Source organism: Bradyrhizobium sp. 192 (assembly GCF_023100965.1).
GTDB lineage: Bacteria > Pseudomonadota > Alphaproteobacteria > Rhizobiales > Xanthobacteraceae > Bradyrhizobium > Bradyrhizobium symbiodeficiens.
The window spans coordinates 2,275,038-2,296,945 of the sequence record NZ_CP064690.1; the positions used below are offsets into that span (position 1 = coordinate 2,275,038).

The following is a 21,908-nucleotide window of genomic DNA, read 5'->3' on the forward strand; positions in this document are numbered from 1 at the left end:
TATGCAGCCGCGCGCGCTCTCGTCGGATGCGAAAGCGCCGAGTACGGACGCCGTAGCCAGCCCCACCGGCGGCGACAATCGAAAGGACAATAAGAGCTGCCACCATCATCTCAAGCACGCCTCGCAGATCCTCAATGTCCCGCGCCTGCACCTTGAGGCCGGAATGTGTCTCGGGTTCGGAGAATCGAACCGGTAGTTAGTACAACTTGACGCTAGGTACGATTCAAGTGGTGTTAAGGTCCAGCTCTAGATTCAGTCAGGTATCGGTTTGAACCGCCCCGGGTTTGTCGGAGGCTCCCAACTCCTGAGAGGATGGAGCCATGACGAGCAAGACGACGGACAAGTTGTCACCCGAGGTCCGGACCCGAGCGGTTCGGATGGTTCTGGATCTCTCCGGCGAGCATCCTTCGCGCCGGGCGGCGGTGAGATCGGTTGCGGCAAAGATCGGCGGCACACCGCAAACGCTTCGTGACTGGGTCAAGAAGGCCGAGATCGAGAGCGGGCAGCGGACCGGCGTTCCGACTGAGATGGCCGAGAAGCTGAAGGCCCTGACGGGAGAACCGCGAGCTCCGGCAGGCCAACGAGATCCTACGCAACGCAAGCGCCTATTTTGCGATGGCGGAGCTCGACCGCCGGTGCAAGCCATGATCGCCTCTTGATGATCATCGTGGGCGCATGGAGGCGAGCCGATCTGCAAGGTCCTGCCGATGCGCCCCCTCAACCTACCACGCCGATGCGGCCAAGCGGCGCGATCCGGCCAAGGAAAAAACAACGCCAACGCGCGAGTTCATAACAAGTGCAATTGTCAACCCACATCAAGATCGTCCCGATTTAACCGATTTGGCGAGGAGCCCACATGCAGCGTCTTTTGTCCGACAAGAAATTCGCCTGGTGCCGAGTCATTCGATCAGCCTGGTTAATCCGCCTGCAGCCCGCACCCCGCGCGTCTGGCCCAACCTTTGCTGTAGTGATGGACCCACTGTAGATCTGCATGAAGCTGACCACCGACTTTCAGGAGCGCGGTCCGGCACGGTCTCACTGTGCGGTTGACCGCGCTTTCGATGCGGGAGGAGAGCTGCTCTAACGTTGGGATATGATGACGAAGAGGGCGTCGACGCAGAGTTCTCGAGTGGGCGCGCCGGAGATGAGTTGCACGTTGTGGGCATTCGCTGCGCATTAAGCGGCGCGATCCCAGATAGGAGAGGTATGGATCGGATCCCTTCGGATAAAGGCTTGCCAGAGCCCAACACGCAATTGTCTCATCTCGGTCGCGCGCCGGCTGAACACGCCGGGATGGTCAATGTTCCTGTCTATCGGGGTTCCACGATCGTTTCGGAAACCCTCGAAGAGTGGGATAGGCGCAAGCAGAATCCAGTGACGAACTACGGACGATTCGGCTCACCGCTGTCTCGCGCTCTCGAGGCTGCCATTTGTGAACTGGAAGGCGGGTATCGTTCGATCTTGTTCCCTTCGGGGCTCTCTGCGTGCTCCCACGCGCTTCTCGGGATCCTGAAGGCCGGGGATCATGTTTTGATCTGCGATAACGTCTATGAACCGGTCAGGATATTCGCGAACAAGGTTCTAACTAGATTTAAGGTCAAAGTGGAGTACTTCCATCCCACACAACCTTCGGATTTACTCGCGAAGATTGGAACAAAAACGCGAGCTGTGTACCTGGAGTCCCCGGGGTCACTGACGTTTGAGGTACAGGATCTTCCCGCGCTGTGCGCGATCGCGCACCATTCGGGTGCGCTCGTGCTCATGGACAACACTTGGGCCACGCCGCTCTATTTCAAACCCTTTCTCCATGGCGTCGACATTTCGATCCATGCCGCGACAAAGTATATCGTTGGTCATTCCGACGCCCTTCTGGGCATTGCTACCGCTAACAAGGAAGCGTGGCCGCTCCTGCAGCCAAGCGCTCATCATTTCGGGGAGATTGCTGGGCCAGATGACATCTATTTAGCTCTTCGTGGACTGCGCACACTTGCCGTTCGCATGAGGCAGCATTGCGAAAATGGCATCAAGCTGGCTCAAAGCCTGGAAGACCACCCGGCAGTGGGCCAGGTTCTACACCCTGCGCTCCCAAACGATCCCGGCCACAATATTTGGAAGCGGGATTTCTTGGGTGCAAGTGGCCTGTTCGGCGTCGTTCTGAAGGCTATGCCCAAGGCCCAGCTTTCGGTTTTCTTCCAGAAACTGCGCCTTTTTGGAATCGGATTGTCGTGGGGTGGGTACGAAAGCCTTGTGCTGCCTGTCGATGATCCTCCACGAACGGAAGCTAAGGTTTCATTTGATGGACCGTTGATTCGTATTCACGCCGGCATCGAGAGGCCGAGTGATCTCATTGCGGACATGCATCAGGCGCTGCAAGCCGCCTGCGAACACTCCGTGAGCGACGCTGCTTACCAGGATGAGAGCAGAGACGGGTGATTTCAAGGGCAGTATTGATGGTGTGAGGAGGCCGATAAGAGCGACGCTTGGGGGCGCTATCGCAACCATGCGTACGGCTTCTGTCTGTCAATGTGCGTGAGCACAACGCCCATGTGTGCGGTCGGTTGGATCTCATTTAAGCCGCAGGCCATTGCCGTATTCGGATGATTCGCTTACCCAAACGTGTCCGGGTGCTTTTGAACACGAGCGCTTGGCAATAGGCGACCGCGCAACCGGGAATCTCCGGCTTTCCGTTCGGTACGGCGCGACCGCAAACGGGTATCGCAGCGGATGCATGCCATTTCTGCGTCTAATTGCCTCTGTGCCCTATGACGCGGGCGCCGGGTCTACACTAGCTCGGCTGGCCCCCGGAGCAGAGGCGCGGAGGCTGATCCAAGGCGTAAACGATCGTTCGCGTACTTGCCGATGCGACATACATTCTTCAGCTAGCACCAACAAGGTTGTGTCTCTTGCGACGAATGTCCGAATTGTAGCAGTGAACGTGGCGCCCAGTTCTCCAGCACTCCTGGTTTGCGGCAGTGCTCCTGCCGCCTCAGCTGGGACGACATTTTCTGGACGCTTCAGGTCCGCCTCCTCCGGAAGAGGCGCATGCACATCGAGCAGCTACCCAATCTCAGCCAACTCGATTGCAGCTCATGACGAGAAGTATGACTGTCGCGTTCGGTCGAGCACTTCGAAGCAAGAGGAGGCTGAAGTGGGCAGGGCGCTGCCCAAATCGATCCACTCAAAAGACGCAGCACCGGATTGCCTAAGTCGGTGGCGGGAGGCACCAAATGGACCTATTTTGCTTCATCGAATGCGCAAAACAGTCGATCTCCCGAGGTGTTGTTCGATCTGCTTGTGAGCTGCTCAAGCGAACAGGGCTTCAGTCAAGTCGCTTACGGGGCGCTGACGGACGCGGAGCCGACCCGCCGGCCAGAGTATCTGCCAGCCGCCGTGACAGTGAACTTTCCTTCCGCGTGGCGCGAGCGCTATGCTGAACGCCGATACAATGCCATCGATCCTGTGGTTCGGCGTACGACGATGCAGTCGGCGCCGTTTCTATGGGATCAACTCGCTCACAAATATCAATTGCAACCCGGCGAAATGCGTGTGTTGAACGAGGCCAAAGAGGCGGGTCTGAAGCACGGCGTAATCGTACCACTGTTCGGACCATTTGGACAGCTATCAGTCGTATCCTTTGCATCCAGCTTCGACGATGTCGACCCTGAGTATCGCCTCAGTCGTCTCAACGCATTGGCTTGGCAGTCCCATCATACATTTGCAGAAATCGCGCCCTCATCGGAGGGCAAATGCCATATGAAAGTGGCCCTATCCGAACGAGAAAAGGATTGCCTCCGCTGGGTGGAAGAGGGGAAATCATCCTGCGAAATCGGAGTCATCCTGAGAGTCAGCGAGAATACGGTGAACTTTCACCTGAAGAACGCGATGCGAAAGCTAGAGACGAACAGCCGTACCCATTGCCTTGCCAAGGCGATTCGCCCCGGTCTAATCTGACGTTTCGGCGCCGCTGCCCCGTACCGACCTATGTCGAAGTCACGAGCGAGCGATCTGACCAGCGTGGCAACACGACAGCGAGGACACGTTCAGCCCAAGGTGCAGAAGATGCTGTCGCCGCGAATAGCTGACAAGCCTGTCGTCTCGTCGTCTTCGGGGGCATAGATGCGTATCCCGCCGAGGGTTGGTCGAGTTTTCGAGGCGGGAGAGGTTCGCACGATCGCCTAAATCCGACGTGGACTGGCCATGACGGTAGACTATTCGGCGTATCGATGACGCGCGTGCGATCACAGTGATCTTCGCAAGCGTGCTTGGTTGTGGATGCCGCCACCCATCAATATGGGAGCGGTTTTCGGGCCTGGGTTGCGGCAACCTAGTCGCCTGGGATAACGGTATCGCTTGATGCAGCAAGCCTGCACTTGCAAAAACAAGCCCCGGCCATGGGCCGGGGCTTTCGATTCCTCGTTCGTACTGCTGATCAATATTTCAGAAGAAACGGGCCGCCGAACTTATAATTGAGCCGGGCAGTCAGAAGATCGAAATCCTGGCGGACGCGATCGGTTCCGCCTGCGGGCGCGGCGAAGTGCACCGCTCCGGGCTGCATGAATAGGTGGTCGTACTCGAGGCTGACCGACCAGCTCGGCGCGAAACCGTACTCAATCCCAGCTCCCAGCGCACCACCCCAAAGAATGTGGTCGCTCTTCCCAAGCTGCGCGCCCGTGAGGGTCGAGCTAATCTGATAGGTATTGCTCGTCACTGCGGCACCACCTTTGGCGTAAAATAATACGTTGTCTACGGCATAACCGATCTGCCCTGTTACCAGGCCGAACGCATCAATCTTGGTCTGGTTGATATCCGCAAACGCGACGCTGTCATTCGAGCCAGTCAAACCAGCCCAGTTCCCCTGGCCTTCAACACCAAGCACGATCCGGCCCGTCTGCCTTCGATACCCGATCTGGCCACCCACAGTACCGCCGGTCGCATCATGGCAGCCCTCAGGTGTGCCGCCATTGAAGTCCCAGCAATTCGCGCTTGAGCCAAAGCCGCCGTTCAAGCCGACGTAGTAGCCGCTCCAGTCATAGATCATAGCCTCAACAAGCTGCGGAGCTTTGCTATAAAGAGGCTGGACGGGCTGCGCAGCCAGATCCGCGCCGAATGCGGGCGCAATCGCGCCGAGCGCCACAATGCTTGCAGTCGCGAGCAACAAGTTCTTCATTTCTACTCTCATGTCTTGAGTGCCCCGAGCCTCGCGCGTCTTAACAACATCCGCACGGATAGCTGTAGCTGCACCGCAACATTTCGTCGGAAAGGAATGCTTGAACCGAACCCTGCGTCAGGTTGCGGCGTTGCGGATCACGCTTCGCAATGCTCTTTCGCGTGCGAACCAGATCGCGTGGCGTCGGCGAAAAGCGTGCTGCTGATCTCAGCGGATGAAGCACACCGCAACCCACACGAGGCCCAGCCACACCGCAACCGAAAAGAGCAAAGCGCCTTGCAACGCCCTTGCTCTCATCCTGTGACGCCACCGAAGGAGCTGCGATGAGCAACCGGTAAAGCGCCGACCCCGTACAACAGATATCACGTCATCGTAATCTGCGAACCGGAAGTGAGAGCGATGCTTTCGAATATACGCCAGCCGCTCAGTGGGTGACAGGCACTGCGCCCACACCTCCGATGCCTCATGATCAAAACACGCGCTATTCTCCAGGACCTCGGCGAGGCGCTCGTCAGGTTTCATGATGCATCCGCTGTAGTGACTATCGCGGATCGAGTTCTAGGAGGGGAGGCTAACCTTGGAAACCTCTCGGTTTAGGTAGGCGATGCGGCGCTGATCCTGCGCGAGATGAAATTCGAAGTCGTGCGGTGGCTCTGGATCAGCCTTCTGGCCCAGTGCAGATGGACACGGGCATTGAACCGGCGTAGATGCCGCAGGAGAGTGAAAGGTGCTCCTTGTCGATGGTGTGCACCAGCGCTTGTTAGAATTCGGTCCGGCAATGGCTTCCGCGCATGCTAAGATCACACAAACGTACGTTGCAAGGTCCAGGGCCGGTCGCGAATACACGGCTGCCGATCCGATCATCCCTGAACGGCCGGCTCGCCGTCGTCACCGTCAGTGTCTCGGGTCAAATCGGCCACCAGTCGCACCTTGCACCGCGCTGTTGGGACGGACTGCACGCGCGTGCCCTCCACGCCGCCGCCCGATTTTGTGCTCGACGAACTGACGGCGCCCGGCGTTCGCCCTCTTGTGGCAGATCGGCAATTTCCTTGCTTGAGCAAGGCCTGCCGCATTAGGAACCACGGCGTGCGGGAACTCGGAGCGGCGGCGGAGCAGAACTGCCGGAAGCCCTGGCTTGCGAGAGACCTCAGGCAGGCGGCAAGCGCACGCCGGTCCCTCGTTGAAGCAGGGCACGATGACATCCACGCTGGGCAAAGCACCGATCTTGACCGGGTCGTACGGCGGCAGTGAGGCGCCGATCGCTGGAGCGGGTCCTGCATCAACGCGTCTTGGGATGAGCGCTGCAGATACCAACTTCGTTAAAAGGATCCTCAGCGCGGCGCGGTTCACTGGTCATGAACATCTTCATTGCAAAGTCGAGCGACCGGTATGCTCGATCGCGGGCCGCCTGCGGCAAATCAGGAGTTGCGTCAATCGCGGCGCGCGCGTCGCTCATAATCTTATCTTTTGCGGAAAGAAGCTTTGCATCTAGGATTACATGAAGCGTCTCTCGAACTTCAGGTGAGATCGCGCTATCGCCATCGATCAATTCTCGAAATTTCCAGAATATACGCTCGACTGCTACCGTCGACCCGAGGACTGACATTAGCCTTGGTGACATCATTGGCCATCTCCTTCTCCAGCCTGAATCTCGAACTATCCCAGCGAAATTAGACCTGTCCGCGTCTCGCACCGGCGCGCGAGGCGACCCTGAACAGGCGAATGACTGGGATACATGTCGGCTGCTACACCCCAGCCCGCGTGAGACGGACGTTCAAGATATGCTCAGCGGAACTCGCAAGGTGCGATTTGCGAGCAAGGCACTTCTCTTTCCTGCGCTCCAAGCCGTAACTCGGTAGCGTGCGGTGGCTCACGTGCAAACGGAGGGTATGCGCCGCTTCCCATTTGCCACAATACATGCAGCGGCATCGGAGTTGGACTTCTGCCACGCGCGCGTTTTGTGATTGCCTGGGTGCATCGACATCGAGCCTGCCGATCCCGCGACGGTGTGTTGGTCGTGCGCCACGTTGACCTCGATCATCTCTTGATTCTCCATTGGTCATCGGGTCGAGCGCAGAAAGGGCGGCAACTTAAACGCGCAGATCATTTTCACGTGCTGGATTCCGTATCTCGGATTGGTTCGTTTCGGCTACCATAACTGTCCTCGCCACTGCACGGCTATGCTGTGCAAACCGTGCATTTCACCCACCAGCGGCCACCGCGCTTCTCCGCGCGCAGCTTGCCGCGGCGGATCCGAGAGAGCACCCCTTCGGGGCTTATGTGGTTCATCGCTGCGTATCGCTGAACAGTGAGGTAGTCCTCATGCAGAGGCGGAGGGGTGCTAATTCCGTGCGCAGCCAGCAGAATGCGCAGCGAAGCCAACTCCGCCAGCACGATCTCGAGCTTACGCGCGATCTCGTCCATCTGGTCGAAGCGCTGCCGGGACCGCGTCACGACAGGCCCGCCCGTGCGATAAGCCACATCTTGGATTCGTGTGAAATGCGATCGACGAACTGGCGCGCCAAAGCGGGATGAGCGTGAGCCAACTCACCTGGCCAAGCAAACCACTGCGCGGGCAATATCAACACATGCAAAATGGGAGACGCGGCATTTATTGCCCTCGAGACTACACCTTGGTGATGTAGTCGAAAGGGTCTCATGCGCGTAAGAGCCACTTGAGCCATAAGAGCGGCCTGACAAATGCATCCGGCTGCGGTGCTCATGGACCTCGGTGTTGCCATTTATTGCATGGTCAAGGGCGAACTGCTTGGAATCGGCTCACCATCAGTGCTCCGCCGCCATGAGCTCGGAGTGAATCGCAGTTGCTGTGTTGAGGCAGGCATCCAGTGACAGAGATCCAAAGGCGAGCTGACAAAGGAGATAGTTGGCGCCTGCCTCTTCCACGTGATCGAGAAGAGTTTGGCGCACCGAAGCGCGGGATCCGACAACGCACAGTTCACTCTCAATTGCGGCATCCAAGGTTAGGGGCAGGTTGGATGGAGGCGGGATGTCATTGAGGTCGTACAAGAACTTAAAGCTTTTGAGCCAGGTTTCGTAGGCTGGCGCGGCGAGGGAGCGGGCGGCTGCCTCAGAGCTGGCAATTACGACCATGCGGAGTAATGCGAGAAATGGTGCTGAACCGTTGGTGTCATACTTCGCGTTTCCATGAGCGCGATAGCGATCTGTTACTTTGCGAACGGCAGAAGAGGGTCCCATGCACGCCAGATTAGCGCCATTCGCCGCCGCCCAATGCGCGGACTCTGGCCGATTTGTAGCAATCCATGTCGGGGGACAAGGACGCTGGTGAGGTGAAAGCGTCAAAGGAACGTCGCTCAGCGCAAAATGTTGCCCTTTGTACGAGAGCGGGCCGCCATTCATCGCGTTAACGAAGATTTGGGAAGCTTCCTCGTAACGGCTAGAGGCAACATCGGCTCCAACCCCAAAATAGCTCAGTTCGATCGGGAGGGAGCCGCGACCAAGGCCGACCTCGACTCTGCCGCTGCTCAGGTGATCCAACATGCAGATCTCCTCGAATGCCCGCAACGGGTGGTAGAGGTTGAGCAGCATGACCAACGGACCAACGCGAAGTCGCCGTGTGCGTTGTATGACGCTTGACAGAAACAAGTTCGGCGATGGACCGCGTCCATGGGGGGTGCAATGATGCTCTGCCAGATGATAGGCATAGAAACCGAGCCGGTCGTAGGCCTCCGCCAGCGCGAGGCGGTCCGCGTATTGCCTGGCGATATCGGGACCGTCCTCGTCAAGATGATCAAAAATGCCGCAGGTCAGGTTTGAGGGAAGAACGTTTCTCACTCAGTTATCTCCTATAGAGAGGACCGGAGTCCGCTAGGTTTTTGGGGTTCAAGAAGCGCTCGCTGGCGTGCATATGCCGCGAAGCCGTTCTCAGCAGCTCGCAATGCGCCGACCGGACAATGACTGACTGAGGCCGGTCGCGAAGCTGCATCATGTGTGGGTCCTGTTCGATGACGAACGGGGATCTGTGACCTGAGTGGAAGGGTTCACTAGCCACGGCATCCCACTTTCTTAAGAATGCTGCCGACAGCCGCAAGAAACGCATCCATCTGGCGCTTTGTACCGATGCTAACCCGAATGCACTCTTCCAGGCCGGGATCCGGAAAGAAGGCAACGAGGACGCTCTGGTCTTGCAACGCCGCCTGCCACCATCTGCCACCCTGGCCTACCGGCACACGGGCGAGGAGGAAGTTCGCGTGGGAAGGCGTTACGGAGAACCCAAATTCCGAGAGGGCGGCCGCTACGCGCTGACGCTCAAACCTGACGTGGCGATGGTTCTCCTCGTAGGCGTCGCGATGCGCAAGGACGCTCATGCCTACGGCATGAGCGACCACATTCATGTTAAAAACATTCTGGATGTTGCGAAGCCGCCCAATCAGCTCGGGATGGCCGAAACCGAAGCCGACGCGAATGCCAGCGGCGGAATGACTCTTGGAAAGCGTGCGCAGGACCAGAAGATTCGAATGGCGCTCAATGAGGCGTAGGCCGTCCTCAGGTGCGAAATCGACATAAGCTTCGTCCAATACGATCAATCGGTCAGACCGTGTAACGAGGCGCTCGATCTCAGCGACCGGAACGAAGGTTCCGGTCGGATTGTTCGGATTGGCCAGCAGAATGAACTTGGCATGTTTAGCCGGACCGAAAAGCAGCTCGTCCATCGGCAAGCAGTCGGGTTCAGACCAGGGAATTTCAATGAACCGGGCCCCTTGCAACATCGCAAGCTTGCGATTGAATGAGAAGCCGGGCGACATCATTGCGACGCCGTCGCCCGGGGCAAGAAAGGCTCTGTAAATGAGACTGAGGAGTTCAGACGATCCATTGCCGGCCATCACGCGATCAGTGGCAATCCCATAGGCCGCTGCGGCCGCTTGTCTCAAGCTGACATTGTCGTCTTCTGGATAGCGGTATTGCACCTCAAGAGCTGCAATCGCGCTTCGCATCACGATGGCTGGCAAGGGAAATGGGTTCTCATTCGTGTTCAGTTTCACGCAAGCATTGTCCGCGGTGGGCCGCCCGGACGGCAGAGCATCCAATTCGCGAGCCACCGGCGAGAGCGAGGAAAGCATAGTTTGCAGTTTTGCATCCAATTTGGTGTTCTTCCTTTTGTCGGCGAGGGCAGTTGATGGCCTTCATCGAGCCTACGTGATGCGCGCGCTGTGTTCGGAGCCGGGAAGCGCAAGGCGTGCTCAAATGTGAGGGGTGGGGTGCATAGGCGGGCTCAGATCTAAGCGCCGCACCGGATCCGAGCCCGTCTCAAAGTCCGCGGTGATCAGCACGGATCGGATCAGGCGGGCGCACGGCGTTATCCCGGCGAATACCTGTTTCAAGAGGGGAGGAAACGCCACGTCAACTCGGCCGAACAGCGCTGCTAACGTGGCTTGAACTCGCGTAATCCGCAGACAGACTGCGCACGCCTGACATGTTGCCACAAGCTACGTTCCTTCTAAAGAGGTCCGCGCAGCTCACTCCCGAGAGCGAGGTGCGCATCAGTGTCACTAGGTGGAAGAAGACACGATGTTCGTCGGCCTTACGATTGTGGAAGTGATGCTCATTCCAGTGGTACCAGACGAATGGGAACGTACTCTTCGGGCGGCCGTTCGGGCGCGCACGACAGCTCTGATAGCATTGCCGCGAGGGCGAGAAATGCCGCGAGTGCGGCGACTGCGACGCACGTGACCAGCGCGTAATCGCGAGGCCTAGAGTGGTTCATCATTCAACGCTCCGTGCGGTGTTGGTGCGGGCGGTCAGGTCTGCGCGACCACGTCGACGGTATTGTCGCGCCAGCGGTAAACGATGGACCCAGGAGCGGCATTGTCTCCCTTGGAGTCGAATCGAACCGTGGCAATGGCCCTTTCGATTGAGCCCGAGGTTCGGCCGCAGCGACCCGCGTGGCATCGACGGTGCCCGCCGTCTGACCGAGCCTGCCCATGCTTGAACTGGGGGCATAAGCGTAGCCTGCAACCTGCGGCAGATTGGCTTGAAGCCTTGAGCTTGGCGACATCGGCTGCCCCTGCAGCATTCTTCGTCGAGTGCGGCCTGGAGTTAAAGAGCGTGCCGTTTGCGGAGTCGCCGGCAATGGCCAAAGACGTGCATCCACCGAATTGCCCTCGCCCAGCGCTCTCACCGGGAACTTCCAAAAGTGGTGCAGATCATTGGAGTCTCCATCGGCCTAGCCGGCGCTCTGTCCGCCGCCCCGCCGCTGCGTCGATACTTTTAGAAGGTACAATTTGACGCTACGTACGGATCAAGTACTTCGAAGCGTGCTCGTCGAGCTTGGCAGAGCGAAGTCCCCAAGAGTGCCGACAACGCACATTCGCAGGCGAATTGCTACGGGCCAACGATCCTCAGTCAGACAAGGATCAGCATCAGCTCATTCAGTTAGAGACATTTGAGCAACCGAGTCCGGGCAGCCGGGTGCGTCAACTCTTTCCGAGCTGGCTCTCCAGCGCGGCGAGGGCGAGATCCAGGTATCGCATGAGGCTCGCATCCCAGCCGGCGAGATTGTGTGGTTCAGTCAATCGCGTCAGCACCTTCAGTATCATCGAGACAGTCGAATCAACTCCTGCGATCTCAGTCAGCAGCGAACGGGCCTGACGCGCGACCGCATTTGGTCGCTCACTGCATGGCGGCTCGCCCCGATCCATGCAGCTTCGTAGCTCATCCCGAATCTTGCGCCACCGATCTTCGCGGCTAGCGTTAGAGGCGCATGTGCAGATGGCCGAGGGGGCACGTTCCTGAATCCGCGACATTGCATCTAACGTGGCCGGCAGCTCGTCGACACTAACTTCTGTCTCACCTTGCGTCGTCATATTGCGCAATCGATCCCGTAATAATGTCGCCCGCGCGACTTGAATTTCAATTCGCTCGAGATGGTTGCGCAATAGGTCCGTGAGAGACGACCGCCCCTCGATGGCTTTGCGGATCTCAGGAAGCGAGAAGCCGAGCTCACGCAGCGCCCGTATCTGACAGACGCGTTGTAGGCTTTCACGATCGTACATGCGGTGACCGCCACCGGTACGTTCCGCGACCGTCAACAACCCCGTATGTTCGTAATGATGCAGAGTGCGTACCGTTACACCGGTCGCCTCTGCAAGTTCTCCAATGCGCCATCGGCGCCGTCGTGGTGTGGCTTTTGTCATGGTCCTCAATTTGCAAGCCTACAACCTGACGTCACGTGAGAATCAAGTGATTTCAATGATCTAGATGATGGTGTCTTGCTGCGAACCCCAGGAGCACTGAGCGCATGCTGTTAATCAATCAGCCGAGACAAGTGCAAGCATCAAGTTCGCCAGCGACGCCAATTCGTCCCTCGCTGCGCGTTGGATCACAAGTCTGGCGATCGCTACGCGATTCTCGCCGGTTCGCATGCATGTCGGTAAAGACGCGATTGCTCGATCAAAAAGATTTCCCAAGCTCGCGAGATCCTCCGGGTCGTAGACTCCGCTCGGCTTCTCCAACAGTAAGCTCCTTTCATTGCGGCACCTTCGCTGCACGTGGCGAAGCCGTTTGGCTGTGGTAGGGCAAAAACGAGACGGAGCGGCGACGTGCGCGAAAGAATGTGACAGGTGCGTTCGTGTGGTGCCGTTGTGCAACACGGCGTTTGCTTCCCTTTTGTCCAACACTGCCTGACCGAAACTGTGCAATTTCCGCTGGATGCTGCCGCAGCAGCGGCCATTTGCTGTCTGATCGCCACGCGAAGCGAAAGCAGGTACATGCAGCCCCGCTTGCTCTTGAGACACAGCTTCACGAACGGCTGCCCAGACAAAGTACTGATCTGATCAGATGGGTGGCGCGGCCGCCCGCTCGGCACCTAGCAGCGTTTTCGACGCGCTGCTAGTCCTGTTGAGATGGTTTTGTGGGCGCGAAGGCGTTGTTCGCGCATGGCAACATCTGGTTTTGGAATGCCACCAGATGATGGCTGCTCTTCAACGGCGCAAGTCTGCGACGCAAAGCGCCAGTATGATGAGAGAAGGCGGGCCGCAAAAACCATTCCCGGTATGTATCTGAACGCAAGCGCAGCTCGCGCGGTTGGCGGAACGTTACTCGCGATTGAGGACGAGCCTCGAAGGATCGCTCCGATACCCGTTGGACGTGGAGGCGCTCAAAACGAGTCAACACGCCCCCAGCGCAGCGCGGCCGCGCCGGGAAAAAACGACGTGCCATAACTCCTACAGCAATAACTCGCATATCCAGACGTGAGCCGGATCAGTGTTGCGCAGCACAGTCCAGCTGTCGCGGGTAATGGCTTGCTCGTCCAGAAGCTCACTCACTTTCATCCTCGAACAGTATCGCTTTGGGGTGCGAGCTGGACATAGATGCTTTGGGTAAGATTGGCAAATCATGTTACCGCACCGAAGTAGCTCTTCGAAGTCAGCGGTGAGGGGCCGCAACTCGGGAGTAATGGCGGCGGCATCCCGCGCGCCACGCGCCACGACACTTTCGAAAATAACACCACGGTCGCGAGATCCGAAAGGATGACCTGCACCCACCATCCGATGTGGTGCTTTGGCATTACTGCTGCGATCGCCGGGACCGTAGACGGCAAGGAGAATGCCCACCGGAGGCCAACAGCGGTGCGGGTGCCTACCAGTGTCCACGTTTGCAGCCTCGATCGCAGGTGTTGGTCTACAACCTGACGCGGTGTACGATTCAAGGGTTTTTAGTGCCAAGCCAGATTTCTTTCACCTGACTGGCCGGATCATTTCGCGAGCTCTGAGCTCAGCTCATGTAGAACAGTGCGATGCAGCCGTCGTGTCAGGAAAGTCATGCGGAGCGCCGCCGAACGAGCTGTATGAAGCGCAAGATCGTCACGCCAGCGCGAGATCAATAGCGCCGCCGACCCGATCAAACTACGCTCAAACGCGCCAATCCGAACACCAGCGAGGACCGGAGCCTCGAGCCTGGCGTAGATCTGGTTAACCGAGATTAGATCGCAAACGGCCGAACAATGCTAGAACGGGCCGTGACATTGGTTGGTCTCGGACGGAGAGACCATCATGGATGCCTCTTGCAAGAACATGTTGCGCATCCAAATGCTTGCAGGATCAGTATTATGAATGGCCGGCCACTGGACGGCCTCGGTGAATGTGAGAAGTCGCAGCGGAGGTTCGATGACCCGCAGGGGCATCGTGTCTGCGAAATGGCTGACCAGTCTTGAGGGCATACTCGCTATACGGTTGGTGCCCAATAACATAGGCGGAATCATACCAAAACCCTGCACTGCGACCTCGGTGCGTATTTTGAAACCATGCTCGAGCAAGAGCCATTCGTGAAAGGAGGGCCTCAGGGAGCCCCCGAACCGGGCTTCCACGTGCCCGATCGACATGTACTTCTCGAACGTAAGTCGCGGCGCCAGCTGCTTGTTCATGGGGCAGCCCACGCAAACGAACGTGTCCTCGAACAGTGCCGCCTTGGGATGCGCACTCGACATGAACATCTCCGGATACATGAGAAAATCGACTTCACCGCGCCGGAGAAGTTCATCGGGTTCCTCTAAGGGCGGCAGCAACTCGAAATTGATCGTCGGAGCTTCCCGCGCGACGCGGTCCACGATTCTTCGAAGAAACACGACAGTCATGAAGTCGGACAGGATGATCCTGAATCGCCGATTCGATTGAGACGGAGTGAAGCCCTCCGGAGAAATGATGGAGAGCTGAATGTGAGCGAGAGCCTCGCGAATTGGGGCTGCGAGCGCTTGAGCCCGCGGCGTTGGGAGAAGCTTCCGACCCCTCATCGTGAATAGCTCATCGCGAAAGTAAGTGCGAAGCCGCGCGACGGCAGCACTCATGGCAGGTTGACTGAGGTTGATGCTTCTTGCCGCCGCAGTGAGATTGCCTTGCGTCACCAGGGCGTCGAACGCGACGAGGAGATTCAGATCGAGGCCCTTGAAACGCATAATCTTGAGTGATCCACCGTGTGAATGTGTTCTATCGATACAATCGATTTTACCATTTGTACCGACTGAGGATAGCAAAGGATAGTTTAGCGAGATGCCAGATCTATCAGAATGGTTACAAATCGTAGCGCGTCTCAGCCCAGCGCCAGGGATCGATCAAGACATCTGGACCGTGCGGTCGCAGTTTCGCGCGTGTTGCGCAAGCCCTATCTCGGCGAGCTAGCACGGTGGGGATCCGCAAATGTGCGTGGGCGTATAGGACGAGCAAACCATCGTATGGCTTCGCCAACCCATTCTATACCGGCCGTGTACCGCTGTAGAATTGAGCGAACGCTTAACCTGACCGTAGATTTCCCTCCAGTTGGACCCCTTCGGTTGCGGGTGCCAAATGTGTTTTGGTCGCATCCGATTGCGTCCTTGCTGCGGAGAAATCGTGCCGAACATGCAAGCGAAGCCGTCCTTGGTGAATCTGATGCGAGTTGCGCACACGCTCGACGTCGTATCCATTGTGAATGCAGATCGGTCAGTGCGTGAAGGTCTGACAGATATGGTTTTTTCGGCGGGTTACGTACCCGAACCCTTCGAGAGCGCAGACGAGTTCTTGAAATCGGGCCGCCGTTTGATCACGTCGTGCTTGATCGCGGACATGCAGTCGAGCGTGATGAGTGGCTTTGAGCTTTTCCATCATCTGGCTGCATCCGGAGGCGCGATTCCCACCGTTCTGCTCACAGACAGCTTCGAAAACGATATGAGGCGAGTCCTGCAAACGGGACTCCAGTTTTTGAGCAAGCCTTTCGAGCGTAGCGAACTGCTGGCGTGCGTCAGGAGCCAGATAATGAATAGGAATTACTCTCTATGAAAATGATCGCGCCCGGATCCACACGAGGTGCTTCGGCGCGCCCTCCAGTTCGTTGGAGGCTGTGCTGGGAGAACGAGCTTCAACTTGCTGACCATATTGAGTTGTCCGACTTCTTCCGGAAGACCTATGGTCCGACCGGGGCATTCAATGCAAAGCCCTTTGAAGGTCATCGAAGCTGGGCCGGCGCAAGGCCTGAGATTCGCGCAATCGGCTACGATGATCGTGGTGTTGCGATTCACATCGGCGCACTGCGCCGCTTCATAAAAGTGGGTGAGGTCGATCTGCTTGTGGCTGAACTCGGATTGTACGGGGTGCGCCCGGATCTCGAGGGGCTCGGAATCAGCCACTCCATCCGCGTGATGTATCCCGTATTGCGAGATCTTGGGGTGCCGTTCGGTTTTGGCACGGTCCGATCTGCCCTGCAGAAACATATTACCAGGCTGCTCGGGCGACAGGGATTGGCGACTGTTTTGCCAGGGCTCCGTGTCCGGTCCGCTCGTCCGGATATCTATCTCACTGTGCCTCCGACGCGTGTGGAGGACGTGGTCGGCCTCGTTCTGCCGATTGCGAGGCCAATGAGCGAATGGCCGGCCGGTGAGATGATTGAACGAAACGGGCCAGAACTGTGACGTCCGCAGACGGCGAAATTAAAGCGCGGAGCGACTACGCCGACCCCGGCGGAGAGCACTGCGTCTATCTCACATTTGATGATGGGCCCAACCCGCATTGCACGCCGGCTATCCTAGATGTGCTGGCGCAGCATCGGGCCCCCGCCACCTTCTGCGTGATCGGTGCATATGCAGCGGGTCAGCCGGAGCTGATGCAGCGCATCGTCGCAGAAGGGCACGAAATCGCAAACCACACAATGACGCACCCGGATTTATCCAAATGCAAGCCCGATGAGGTGGAATACGAGATCCTCACAACGAACAAGGTCATCGGAATGGCCTGCCCGCGAGCCTCTGTGCGGCACATGCGTGCGCCGTATGGGACTTGGACCAAGGAGGCCCTCGCCGCGTCGGCGAAGGCCGAACTGGCAGCCCTGCATTGGTCAGTCGACCCGCAAGACTGGTCTCGTCCTGGCGGCGAGGCGATTGTTGCCGCGGTGCTGGCCTCGGCACGCCCGGGGGCGATCGTGCTCCTGCACGACGGGTGCCCTCCCGACGAGTTGGAACGCTGCCCTCACTCTGGTCGGCGCGACCAGACTGTGACGGCGCTCGCCAAGCTCATTCCAGCACTGCATGACCGTGGATTTGCAATCCGGTCGCTTCCTCAAACAAACTGAATAGATCAATTCCCATGAGCCTGCTTGCCACCATCGGCACCGTTGCTGTTGCCTCATACGCGTTGCTCTCCAGCGTTCATAAGAGCGCGCAGGCGCTTTATGCGCTGCGAACCGACGCCTCACTGCCGCCGTACGACTCGGTCGACGCCGGTGCTCTGCCCAGCGTGGACGTCATCGTGCCCTGCTTCAACGAGGACCCGCGCACGCTGGCGGCCTGCCTGAAGTCTCTTGCAAGCCAGGACTACCCAGGGCGATTGCAGGTTTATGTCGTCGATGACGGCTCTGCAAATGTCGCAGCAGTGGCCCCGGTCCATGCGAGCTACGCATATGACCCGAGGTTCGACGTCATTCTGCTGCCAAGCAACGTTGGAAAGCGCAAGGCGCAGATCGCAGCGATACGCCGGTCGTTCGGCGATCTCGTGCTCAACGTCGATTCCGACACGGAAATCGCCAGCGACGTGGTCAGCAAACTCGTACGCAAGATGCAGGATCCAGCCGTCGGCGCGGCCATGGGGCAATTGACGGCCAGCAACCGGAACGACAGCTGGCTGACCCGATTGATCGACATGGAGTACTGGTTGGCTTGCAACGAGGAGCGCGCGGCGCAGACGCGCTTTGGTGCCGTCATGTGCTGCTGCGGGCCGTGTGCCATGTACCGCCGCTCCGCGCTGCTATTGCTGCTGGACCAGTACGAGACGCAGTTCTTCCGGGGAAAGCCGAGCGACTTCGGTGAGGACCGCCATCTGACGATCCTCATGCTCAAGGCAGGGTTTCGAACCGAGTACGTTCCGGACGCCATCGCCGCCACGGTGGTCCCGGACAGGCTCTTGCCCTATCTGCGGCAACAGCTCCGCTGGGCGCGGAGCACTTACCGCGACACGCTGTTGGGCTTGCACCTGTTGCCCGGCCTGGACCGGTACCTTACGCTCGACGTGCTCGGACAGAACCTCGGGCCGCTGCTGCTCGCCATCTCATCGATTGCCGCGCTCGCTCAGCTCGCGCTCACCGGCACCGTGCCCTGGTGGACCGGTCTGACCATCGTCGCGATGACCATGGTTCGATGCAGCGTGGCGGCCCTCCGTGCCGGCGAGCTTCGATTTATCGGCTTCTCGCTGCACACCCCGATCAACATCTTCCTCCTGCTCCCGATGAAAGCCTATGCGCTCTGTACCTTGAGCAACAGCGACTGGCTCTCGCGCAAAGTAGCGCAATCATCAGACGTCGATGAGTCGAAGGCCTCGATCGAAGACGCGACAAATGGACCAAGCCTTAACCCGGGATCGGAAGCGCCTGGCTCAATTCGCAGGGCAGGTCTTTCGCGCGCTCCCTCGCAGCTGATCGCGTCTGATGGCATTGCCGCCGCGACTGACTGACAGCTTTGTAGGGGATTTAGTGGTGAGCGTGGACAAGACATATCAATCGTTGCAACGGGAGCTGACCAACGATGACCCATGGCGGCTTGACGACAATCCGTTCGAACGTGAGCGTCACACCCAATTGCTACGGCTATCGCTGTCGAACGGCGCCGTCTCAACCGGCCTCGAGATCGGGTGCGCGGCCGGTGCATTCACAGAGAAGCTTGCTCCTCACTGCAAACGGCTCACGGTCATCGATGTTATGCCGCGAGCGATCGGTCGAGCGGTCCAGCGGACCAAGAGGTGGTCGCATATCAGCTGGGCGGCGACCGATATTCTGCAGTTCTCGACCGAAGAGCTGTTCGATCTGATCGTGGTCGCCGAAGTTCTCTACTATCTCGAAGACATGACACGGATGCGTACCGCAATCGACAAGCTGGTGAAGATGCTTGCTCCAGGTGGGCACCTGGTCTTCGGATCTGCACGTGATGCCATCTGCAGGCGATGGGGGCATGTCGCTGGCGCCGAGACAGTCATCACGATGTTGACTGAAGCGCTCATTGAGGTCGAACGCGTGCAGTGCCAGGGGCAGTCGGCTGACGAAGACTGCTTGTTGGTCCGCTTTCGCAATCCGGAGCGATCTTCGATTTGTTCTAACGGCCGAGCTTGAAAGGAGCTACGATGCGCATTTGCGGTATTAAGTTGACGCATGACGGGGCAGTCGCTCTGATCGAGGACGGCCGGGTGGTGTTTTGTGTCGAACAGGAGAAGCTGAACAACAATCCGCGTTATCAAACTATCGACAACCTGGATGCCGTTGTTGGCGCCTTGGCGGAGCACGGGCTGGATCCGAGCGATGTTGATCAGTTCGTCATTGATGGCTGGGATGGAGAGTTCGAGTCACAGTTTGAAGTCCTTAGTGGGACGACGACCATCAAGCTCAAGGGCGCGCCGTATGTCGAACGGCAAGGCGATAGCCCCCTGACGTCCCGCGATCGGATCGGCCTCATGCTTGATGGGAAGCTATATCCCTATCAAAGCTATCCCCATGTCACCGGGCACGTAGCATCCGCATACTGCGCCAGCTCGTTTGCCAAATCCGGACAATCTGCTTTCTGCTTGGTGTGGGACGGCTGCATTTTTCCGCGCCTCTACTATGTCGAGCCCCACGGCATCCGGTTCATCGAGTGCCTGTTTCCGATAATAGGTCACGCCTATGCGACGGCAGGACACCACTTTGGACCTTACAGGCGGGCAGACCGGACCAGCTGGGATCTCGGTATTGCCGGCAAGCTGATGGCCTATATCGCACTGGGATCGCCCGACGAGGATTGTATTAAGACGTTTCATGAACTTTATGAGGCCCACTTTGCCACGGATGCTGAGGGCGCTTGTCCTGAGCTTGAAGAGATCAACAGCTCACAATCGCCACTTGAAGCTCTGCACGACTTCTTCGATGCGTGCGCAATGCGATTGAAGGAAAAACAGGCCCAAGACGTCCTTGCGTCATTTCACGTGTTTCTAGAGCGTCTGCTGGTTCGCACCATTGCTGATGTGGTGGAGCGGCATTCGAATCTTGCGGGGGCGCGTAACCTCTGCATATCCGGCGGCTGTGGCCTGAATATTAAGTGGAATAGTGCATTTCGTGCGACAGGCCTGTTCGATTTCGTGTGGGTGCCGCCCTTTCCGAACGACAGCGGCTCAGCCATTGGTGCTGCTTGCTCTGCATTGGCGGCACAGCAAGGCTTTAGAGCTCTGGAATGGTCGGTCTACAGCGGACCGGCCGTGCGTCCCAGCGAAGTCCCGCCCGAATGGGAGGGCGCGCCCTGCACTATGGGCCAACTTGCGGCAATCCTCGCTTGCGACAAGCCCGTGGTCTTCCTTGCCGGGCGTGCCGAGCTCGGGCCGCGAGCCTTGGGTGGCAGAAGCATTCTCGCGGCTGCGAGCTGGGAAGGAATGAAAGATCATCTCAACGACGTCAAACTTCGTGAGCATTTCAGGCCGGTAGCGCCGATATGCCTGGAGGATCGTGCCGCGGAGATTTTTAGCCCTGGAATACCTGATCCGTACATGCTGTTCGATCACCAGACGCGACCAGAATGGCGGGACAAAATTCCCGCCGTCGTGCATCTCGATGGATCTGCTCGTCTACAAACCGTTTCTAGAACCTCTCAGCATGAAGTGGCCGAGCTTCTCGTCGAATACGAGAAGCTCACAGCCATTCCGCTGCTTTGCAATACCAGCGCCAATCTGCATGGACGCGGCTTTTTCCCGGATGCTGCCGCCGCGTGCCAGTGGGGACGCGTCGATCACGTATGGTGTGACGGCCTGCTTTGGACAAAAAAGCGCGCAAGCGGGGAAGCGGCGGGAACAACGTCCGTCGCGATGGCGTAAGCAAATGTCAACCGCGGCAGTCGACCTTTTCCAGGTGAGCAAGTTCTACGACGACAGGGTCGTCGTGGACGCTCTTTCGTTTACGGTCTCGCCGGGAGAGTGCTTCGGTCTGCTGGGACCAAACGGCGCGGGTAAAAGCACGCTTGCGCGTTTGATCCTGGGTGTTGCATCGCCCGACGCAGGTAAGATATGCGTGCTCGGCGAGCCAGTGCCGGCGCGGGCGCGCTTGGCGCGCCGGGGGATCGGGGTTGTCCCACAGTTCGATAACCTTGATCTTCAGCTCACGGTGCGCGAAAACTTGCTCGTTTTCGGGCGCTACTTCGCCATGAGCGCGGCTGAGGTGGAAGCGGTCACGCCGTCACTGCTCGAATTCGCACGCCTGGAGAACAAGGCGGACGCGCGAGTCGCCGAACTGTCCGGCGGCATGAAGCGACGCCTGACGTTGGCACGGGCCCTCATTAACGATCCGCAGCTCTTGGTCCTTGATGAGCCGACGACCGGCCTCGATCCGCACGGCCGTCACCTGATTTGGGAACGCTTGCGCTCGTTATTAGGGCGCGGCAAAACGATCCTTCTCACCACCCACTTCATGGAAGAGGCGGAGCGATTGTGCGACCGCCTGTGCGTGCTCGAGCACGGCCGTAAGATCGCCGAAGGTCAGCCTCGCGCGCTGATCGAGCAGCAGATCGGCTGCCAAGTGATCGAGATTTACGGCGGTAACCCGCACGAACTGCTGCCGCTGGTCAGACCCCAAGTGCAGCGCGCTGAGGTGAGCGGGGAGACGCTGTTCTGCTATGTCACGGATCCAGAGCAGGTGCGCCTCCGGCTTGTCAACCGCACGGATCTGCGCTTTCTGCAGCGTCCTCCAAATCTGGAGGATGTGTTCTTGCGGCTAACCGGGCGAGAGATAAAGGACTGAA

At 58.5% G+C, this 21,908-nt stretch carries 16 protein-coding genes, 1 pseudogene and 1 other annotated feature; of the genes and pseudogenes, 10 read left to right on the forward strand and 7 right to left on the reverse strand.

All coding sequences use genetic code 11. The features are described 5' to 3' along the window. Nucleotides 1-320: 320 nt before the first annotated feature. The 3 genes and pseudogenes from IVB24_RS10430 to IVB24_RS10440 all read left to right on the forward strand — a co-directional run. Nucleotides 321-753: pseudogene (locus IVB24_RS10430) on the forward strand (transposase); the annotation flags it as partial. Further along, nucleotides 603-717: a sequence feature (AL1L pseudoknot), on the forward strand. Its footprint overlaps the pseudogene before it by 115 nt. Nucleotides 754-1,206: 453 nt before the next feature. Continuing rightward, a complete protein-coding gene (gene metC, locus IVB24_RS10435) occupies nt 1,207-2,433 on the forward strand; it encodes a cystathionine beta-lyase (protein WP_247772847.1) in 1,227 nt (408 codons plus the stop codon). 765 nt (nt 2,434-3,198) lie between these two features. After that, nucleotides 3,199-3,951 (forward strand): LuxR family transcriptional regulator, encoded by a 753-nt coding sequence (locus IVB24_RS10440; RefSeq protein WP_247772848.1) that lies wholly within the window; start codon nt 3,199-3,201, stop codon nt 3,949-3,951. Nucleotides 3,952-4,429: 478 nt separating this feature from the next. Here the strand turns inward: IVB24_RS10440 and IVB24_RS10445 are convergent, their stop codons facing one another. The 7 genes from IVB24_RS10445 to IVB24_RS10475 form a co-directional block, all read right to left on the reverse strand. Then, on the reverse strand, nt 4,430-5,167 hold the full coding sequence (locus tag IVB24_RS10445) for an outer membrane beta-barrel protein (RefSeq protein ID WP_247772849.1): 738 nt from the start codon (nt 5,165-5,167) through the stop codon (nt 4,430-4,432). A 1,279-nt stretch (nt 5,168-6,446) separates the two neighbouring features. After that, the gene (locus tag IVB24_RS10450; RefSeq protein WP_247289248.1) at nt 6,447-6,791 is read right to left on the reverse strand and encodes a hypothetical protein; all 345 of its coding nucleotides are present in this window, start codon (nt 6,789-6,791) and stop codon (nt 6,447-6,449) included. Nucleotides 6,792-7,345: 554 nt separating this feature from the next. Next, nucleotides 7,346-7,591, reverse strand: a complete 246-nt coding sequence (locus tag IVB24_RS10455) for a hypothetical protein (RefSeq protein ID WP_247340011.1) — start codon at nt 7,589-7,591, stop codon at nt 7,346-7,348. Nucleotides 7,592-7,951: 360 nt separating this feature from the next. Then, the gene (locus tag IVB24_RS10460) at nt 7,952-8,980 is read right to left on the reverse strand and encodes an LLM class flavin-dependent oxidoreductase (RefSeq protein ID WP_039799450.1); all 1,029 of its coding nucleotides are present in this window, start codon (nt 8,978-8,980) and stop codon (nt 7,952-7,954) included. A 209-nt stretch (nt 8,981-9,189) separates the two neighbouring features. Then, nucleotides 9,190-10,266 carry a histidinol-phosphate transaminase gene (gene hisC / locus IVB24_RS10465; protein ID WP_247340055.1) on the reverse strand — a complete coding sequence of 359 codons (1,077 nt, stop codon included), beginning with the start codon at nt 10,264-10,266 and terminating at the stop codon, nt 9,190-9,192. Between the two features lie 1,353 nt (nt 10,267-11,619). Then, on the reverse strand, nt 11,620-12,339 hold the full coding sequence (locus IVB24_RS10470; RefSeq protein ID WP_247403307.1) for a MerR family transcriptional regulator: 720 nt from the start codon (nt 12,337-12,339) through the stop codon (nt 11,620-11,622). 1,811 nt (nt 12,340-14,150) lie between these two features. Continuing rightward, nucleotides 14,151-15,095: a LysR family transcriptional regulator gene (locus tag IVB24_RS10475; protein ID WP_247444402.1), complete on the reverse strand. Its 945-nt coding sequence runs from the start codon at nt 15,093-15,095 to the stop codon at nt 14,151-14,153. 442 nt (nt 15,096-15,537) lie between these two features. Here IVB24_RS10475 and IVB24_RS10480 point away from each other — a divergent pair, with 442 nt between their 5' ends. Genes IVB24_RS10480 through nodI form a run of 7 tightly spaced genes read left to right on the forward strand, consistent with a single transcriptional unit; the run spans nt 15,538 to nt 21,907 of the window. Continuing rightward, nucleotides 15,538-15,954 (forward strand): response regulator, encoded by a 417-nt coding sequence (locus IVB24_RS10480; RefSeq protein WP_247340056.1) that lies wholly within the window; start codon nt 15,538-15,540, stop codon nt 15,952-15,954. Next, nucleotides 15,951-16,583, forward strand: coding sequence for a NodA family N-acyltransferase (locus IVB24_RS10485; protein WP_018455474.1), 633 nt, complete (start codon nt 15,951-15,953; stop codon nt 16,581-16,583). Before IVB24_RS10480 ends, IVB24_RS10485 begins: the two co-directional genes overlap by 4 nt. Before the next feature lie 17 nt (nt 16,584-16,600). Then, nucleotides 16,601-17,239: a chitooligosaccharide deacetylase NodB gene (gene nodB, locus IVB24_RS10490; RefSeq protein WP_247340057.1), complete on the forward strand. Its 639-nt coding sequence runs from the start codon at nt 16,601-16,603 to the stop codon at nt 17,237-17,239. Nucleotides 17,240-17,253: 14 nt separating this feature from the next. Beyond that, nucleotides 17,254-18,612: a chitooligosaccharide synthase NodC gene (nodC, locus tag IVB24_RS10495; protein ID WP_247340017.1), complete on the forward strand. Its 1,359-nt coding sequence runs from the start codon at nt 17,254-17,256 to the stop codon at nt 18,610-18,612. Nucleotides 18,613-18,634: 22 nt separating this feature from the next. After that, nucleotides 18,635-19,264: a nodulation methyltransferase NodS gene (gene nodS / locus IVB24_RS10500; RefSeq protein WP_247444403.1), complete on the forward strand. Its 630-nt coding sequence runs from the start codon at nt 18,635-18,637 to the stop codon at nt 19,262-19,264. 11 nt (nt 19,265-19,275) lie between these two features. Continuing rightward, nucleotides 19,276-20,988 (forward strand): nodulation protein NodU, encoded by a 1,713-nt coding sequence (gene nodU, locus IVB24_RS10505; protein WP_247340021.1) that lies wholly within the window; start codon nt 19,276-19,278, stop codon nt 20,986-20,988. A gap of 4 nt (nt 20,989-20,992) precedes the next feature. Then, the gene (gene nodI, locus IVB24_RS10510; RefSeq protein ID WP_018455479.1) at nt 20,993-21,907 is read left to right on the forward strand and encodes a nodulation factor ABC transporter ATP-binding protein NodI; all 915 of its coding nucleotides are present in this window, start codon (nt 20,993-20,995) and stop codon (nt 21,905-21,907) included. Nucleotide 21,908 lies beyond the last annotated feature (1 nt).